The sequence below is a fragment of the Variovorax sp. 01T439_2 genome, assembly GCF_056398445.1.
Genome location: NZ_JBFTPJ010000333.1, coordinates 1 through 5602 on the forward strand (window position 1 = coordinate 1; position 5602 = coordinate 5602).

Consider the following 5602-nt stretch of genomic DNA (forward strand, 5'->3'; position numbering starts at 1 on the left):
CGGCGCCGCGCGGCGCCGGCTGGTGGTCAGCAAGTATCGGGGCCAGCAGTTCCGCGGCGGCTACCACGACTACCGCATCGAGCGCGGCGGCCTGCGCGTCTTTCCGCGCCTGGTCGCTTCCGAGCATCCCTCGGCGCCGGCGGTGGCGCCGGCGCGCATTCCCAGCGGCCTGGAAGCGCTCGATGCGCTGCTGGGCGGCGGCCTGGAGCGCGGCACCAGCACGCTGTTCGTCGGCGCGCCGGGCACGGGAAAGTCGACGGTGGCCGTGCAGTTTGCGCTGGCGGCGGCGCAGCGCGGCGAATGCGCGGCCCTCTTCATCTTCGACGAGAGCATCCACACGCTGCGCACGCGCTGTGAAAGCATGGGCATGGACCTCGGGCCATACATCGAATCCGGCCGCATCAAGGTGCGGCAGGTCGACCCCGCCGAGCTGTCGCCGGGCGAGTTCGTGCACCTGATCCGGCTGGCGGTGGTGGAGTGCGGCGCGGCGGTGGTGGTGATCGACAGCCTCAACGGCTACCTCAACGCGATGCCTGACGAGCGCTTCCTGATCGTGCAGCTGCACGAGCTGCTTTCCTACCTGGGCCAGGCCGGCGTCGCCACGCTGCTGGTGGGCGCGCAGCATGGCCTCATCGGCATGCAGATGAAGACGCCGGTGGATGCGAGCTATCTGGCGGACGCGGTGGTGCTGCTGCGCTACTTCGAGCTGGAGGGCGAGGTGCGACAGGCGATCTCGGTGCTGAAGAAGCGCGGCGGCGCGCACGAGCGTAGCATCCGCGATTTCTCGATGACCGCCACGGGCCTCAAGGTGGGCGAGCCGCTGCGTCATTTCAGGGGCATCCTGACGGGCATCCCCATTCCCACCGACGGCGCGCAGCACGCATCGTGAGCCCGCCCGCCGCATCCGCCGAGCAGCGCATCCTGTTGCGGACCGCCACCTCCAGGGACGCCCTCATGGCAAGCGCCGTACTGGCCCGCGCACAGATTGCGGCCCACACCTGCGACAGCCTGTGCGAGCTCGTGCAGGGCATCAAGGAAGGCGCCGGCACCATCATGGTGGCGGAGGAAGTGCTGGCCGATCCGGCCGCGGCCGCGCTGGCCGAAGTGCTGGGCTCGCAGCCGCCGTGGTCCGATCTGCCGGTGCTCGTTCTGGCGCGCCAGGGCGCCGATTCGCCCGTCATCGCCAAGGCCATGGACCGGCTCGCGAACGTCACCGTGATCGAGCGGCCGATGCGCGTGGCCTCGCTGATCAGCACGGTCCGCACGGCGCTCAGGGCGCGCAACCGGCAGTACCAGCTGCGCGGGCTGCTCGACGGCCTGCGCGAATCCGACCAGCGCAAGACCGAGTTCCTTGCAACGCTGGCGCACGAGCTGCGCAACCCGCTCGCGCCGATGAGCACCGCGCTCACGCTCCTGATGCGCAAGCCGCACGAGCCCGCGGAAGCGCGGCGCTACTACGAGCTCATGGGGCGGCAGATCGATCACATGGTGCGGCTCGTGAACGACCTGATGGAGGTCTCGCGCATCACGCGCGGCAAGATCGAGCTGCGCATGGAAGCGGTGGCGCTCGAAGCAGTGATCGAGGACGCCATCGAGCTGAGCCGGCCGCTGCTCGAAGGCGCCAGGCACACGCTGGGCAAGCAGCTGTGCAGCGAGCCGGTGGTGGTGCGCGGCGACGGCGTTCGCCTCACGCAGGTGTTCTCCAACCTGCTCAACAACGCCGCGAAGTACACCGCGCCCGGCGGAAAGATCCGCATCGAGCTGCGCCGGGAACGGCGCGAGGCGGTGGTGGAGGTCTGGGACAACGGCACCGGCATTGCGCCGGACATGCTGAAGTCGATCTTCGAGATGTTCGTACAGGTGAGCGGCACCTCCAAGGCGGCGCAGGGCGGCCTGGGCATCGGCCTCACGCTGGTGAAGAGCCTGGTCGAGCTCCATGGCGGCAGCGTCGAGGCAAGCAGCGCGGGCCTGGGCCGGGGCGCGATGTTCTGCGTGCGCCTGCCGCTCGCCCGCGTCGAGAGCGGCGTGCCCGCGTCGCCGGCACCGGCTGTTCGCGGCTGGCCGGCCTGGTTGCCGGGCACGGTGCTGATCGTCGACGACAACCGGGACGCGGCCGACGCGCTGGGCGAGCTGCTGCGCTCGATGGGCGCCACCACGCGCGTGGCCTACAGCGGCGATGCCGCGCTGCGCATGGTGGCCGAGGGTCCGCCGCCCGGGCTCGCGATCCTGGACATCGGCATGCCGGGCATGGACGGCTGCGAGCTCGCAACCCGGCTGCGCGCCAACCCTGCGCTGGCCGGATTGATCCTGGTCGCGCTGACCGGCTGGGGCCAGCATGGCGACAAGGAGCGCATTGCGCTGGCGGGGTTCGACCACCACTTGCTCAAGCCGCTGGACCTGGCGGCGCTGATCTCGACCCTGGGGCCGCACCATGAACCATGACGCGACCACGCTTTCGGCGGCGGACCATCCGGCCGGCCGGCTGTCGCTGTGGCGCCGCAGCCGCCGATGGCTGCTGCCGCTGCTGGGGCTCGTGGTGCTGGGCCTGCTGCTGTCGCATGCGCACAAGGTCGACTGGGCCGGCGCATGGGAGGCGCTGCAGCGCTATCCGGCGATGCTGCTGCTGGGGGTGTGGGCCATCACGACCGCCAGCCATGCGCTCTACGGATGCTTCGACCTCATCGGCCGGCGGCACACGCACCACCGGGTGCCGCGCTGGCGCACCTGGGCCATCGCGGTGACGAGCTATGCCTTCAATCTCAACCTGGGCTCGCTGGTCGGCGGCATCGGGATGCGCGCCCGGCTCTATGCGCGCGCCGGCCTCGATGAAGCCGTGGTGGCGCAGATCGTCGGCGTGAGCCTGGCCACCAACTGGCTCGGCTACGGGCTGCTGGCCGGCGGCCTGTTCGCCGCGGGCATCATCACGCCGCCGCGCCAGGCCAGCATCGGGGCGGACGCGTTGCGCGCACTGGGCGTGCTGATGATCCTTCTTGCGGCGGCGTACGTGGCGGCCTGCGCCTTTTTGCGCGGGCGGCAGTGGCAGCTGAGGGGGCGGCGGGTGAGGCTCCCTTCGGCACGGCTTGCGGTCGTCCAGCTCACGCTCTCCACCGCCAACTGGGCATTGATGGGCTGCGCGATGTACCTGCTGCTGGGCCGGCAGGTGCCCTACGCCACCACGCTGAGCGTGCTGCTGGCCGCGTCCATCGTCGGCGTGATCACGCCGATCCCGGCCGGGCTCGGCGTGCTCGAGGCCGTGTACCTGGCGCTGCTCTCGGGCACCGTGCGCCAGGGCGCGCTGATGGGGGCCGTGCTGGCCTACCGCGCGCTCTACTACCTGCTGCCGCTGGCCGGCGGCCTGGTGCTCTACCTGCTGCTCGAACGCTACGCGGCAAGCCACCCGCTGGACACGGAGGCCGACACACCATGGCGCGCGCAAACCCCCTGAAGCGCTACAAGGAAAAGCGCAACTTCGGCGCCACCCCCGAGCCCGCGGAGGGCGGCGCATCGGCGCCCGGCGTGCTGCAGTTCGTGGTGCAGAAGCACTGGGCGACCCGGCTGCACTACGACTTCCGCATCGAGCTCGATGGCGCCATGAAGAGCTGGGCCGTGCCCAAGGGCCCGAGCTACGACACGCACGACAAGCGCATGGCCGTGCATGTGGAGGACCATCCCATCGCCTACAACCAGTTCGAGGGCGAGATACCGCCCCGGCAATACGGCGCGGGCAAGGTGATCATCTGGGACAAGGGCAGCTGGACGCCCATCGGCGATCCGCGCAAGGGCTACAGGGCGGGGCGCCTCAAATTCGAGCTGCACGGCTACAAGCTGCGCGGCAAGTGGACGCTGGTGCGCATGCACGGCAAGGCCGACGACAAGCAGGACGCGTGGCTCTTGATCAAGGAGYACGACGAGTACGCCCGCCCGGCCGCGGAGTTCAGCGTGGTCGACCAGTTCCCGGACAGCGTGGCGCAGATGCCGATGCCCGCTGCGGCGGTCTCGGCGCCCGCCGAGGCGCCGGCCGCACCGGCCAGAAAGCGCGGCGGCAAGGCATCGGCCAGCGGCATGCCCGCCGATGCGGTGAAGGCCGCCATGCCGGCCAAGCTCTCGCCGCTGCTCGCCACGCTGGTCGACGGCCCGCCGCACGATCCCCAGAACTGGCTGTACGAGATCAAGTTCGACGGCTACCGCCTGCTCGCGCGCATCGATGCGAAGGGCGGCGTGCAGCTCGTCACGCGCAACGGCCATGACTGGAGCAGCCGCATGCCGCACCTGGTGCGCGCGATCGAGCGCATGAAGCTCGCGCCCGGCTGGCTCGATGGCGAGATCGTGGTGCTCAACGAGTCCGGCGGCACGGACTTCCAGGCCCTGCAGAACGCCTTCGACAGCGAGAACACGCGCAACATCGTCTACTTCCTGTTCGACCTGCCGTACTACGGCGGCTTCGATCTCACCGGCGTGCCGCTGGTCGAGCGGCGCGGCCTGCTGCAGGCGCTGCTGGCCAAGGCGCCGCCCGAAATCCGCTTCAGCGAGATCTTCGATGCGCCGCCCGAGGACATCGTGGCTTCGGCCTGCAAGATCGGGYTCGAAGGCGTGATCGGAAAGCGCAAGAACAGCACGTACGCCTCGCGCCGCTCGCCCGACTGGATCAAGCTCAAGTGCTCGCAGCGGCAGGAGTTCGTCATCGGCGGCTATACCGATCCGAAGGGCTCGCGCGTGGGCATTGGCGCACTGCTGATCGGCGTGCACGACGACAAGGGCGACCTCATCTACGCCGGCGCGGTGGGCGCGGGCTTCAACGGCCGGACGCTCGCCGACATGCTCGAAAGATTGAAGCCGCTCGGCATCGACAAGCGGCCGTTCAAGAACCCGACCGAGAACGACCGACGCGCGCACTGGGTCAAGCCGGTGCTGCTGGCCGAGGTCACGTTTTCCGAATGGACGAAGGACGGGCACGTGCGGCATCCGGTGTTCCACAGCGTGCGCTCGGACAAGCCCGCGAAGGCCATCGTCCGCGAGAAGCCGGTGCACCCGGCGGGCGCCGGCCGCGAAGCGGAGGCTGAGCCCGAACCCGCCGCCACCATGCCTGCCAACTTCAAGGTCTCGCATGCCGACCGCGTGGTCGATCCGTCGACCGGCATCACCAAGGTGGAGGTGGTGCGCTTCTACGGCCTGGTCGCGCCGCTGATGATGCCGCACCTGAAGGGCCGGCCTGTGTCGTTCGTGCGGGCGCCGCAGGGCATCGGCGGCCAGCTGTTCTTCCAGAAGCACCTGGAGCTGGGGCAGATGGCCGGCGTGCGGCAGCTCGATGCGGCGCTGTGGCCCAAGCACCCCGAGCTGATCGAGATCGCGGGGCCACTCGGGCTGCTGAGCGCGGCGCAGATGAACGTCGTCGAGTTCCATACCTGGAACGGCCTGAAGACGCTCATCGGCAAGCCCGACCGCATGACCTTCGACCTCGACCCGGGCGAGGGCGTCGGCTGGCCCATGGTGCTGCAGGCCGCCGAGCTGATGCGCGTGGTGCTCGACGAACTGGGCCTGGCGCCGTTCTGCAAGACCAGCGGCGGCAAGGGGCTGCACGTGGTGGTGCCGCTCAGGCGGCAGT

Annotated in this window: 4 protein-coding genes; all 4 read left to right on the forward strand. The window is 70.1% G+C overall.

Annotated elements, in window-relative coordinates:
- Positions 1–889: ATPase domain-containing protein (locus AC1DOC_RS16750; protein ID WP_478130115.1), on the forward strand; the 889-nt coding region annotated here is incomplete at its 5' end.
- Positions 890–954: 65 nt separating this feature from the next.
- On the forward strand, positions 955–2442 hold the full coding sequence (locus AC1DOC_RS16755) for a hybrid sensor histidine kinase/response regulator (RefSeq protein WP_478083209.1): 1488 nt from the start codon (positions 955–957) through the stop codon (positions 2440–2442).
- Positions 2432–3445: a lysylphosphatidylglycerol synthase domain-containing protein gene (locus AC1DOC_RS16760; RefSeq protein ID WP_478079790.1), complete on the forward strand. Its 1014-nt coding sequence runs from the start codon at positions 2432–2434 to the stop codon at positions 3443–3445. The genes AC1DOC_RS16755 and AC1DOC_RS16760 overlap by 11 nt, the downstream gene beginning before the upstream one ends.
- Positions 3424–5602 (forward strand): DNA ligase D (gene ligD, locus AC1DOC_RS16765; protein WP_478130116.1); only part of this gene is annotated, 2179 nt, incomplete at its 3' end. The genes AC1DOC_RS16760 and ligD, both read left to right, overlap by 22 nt.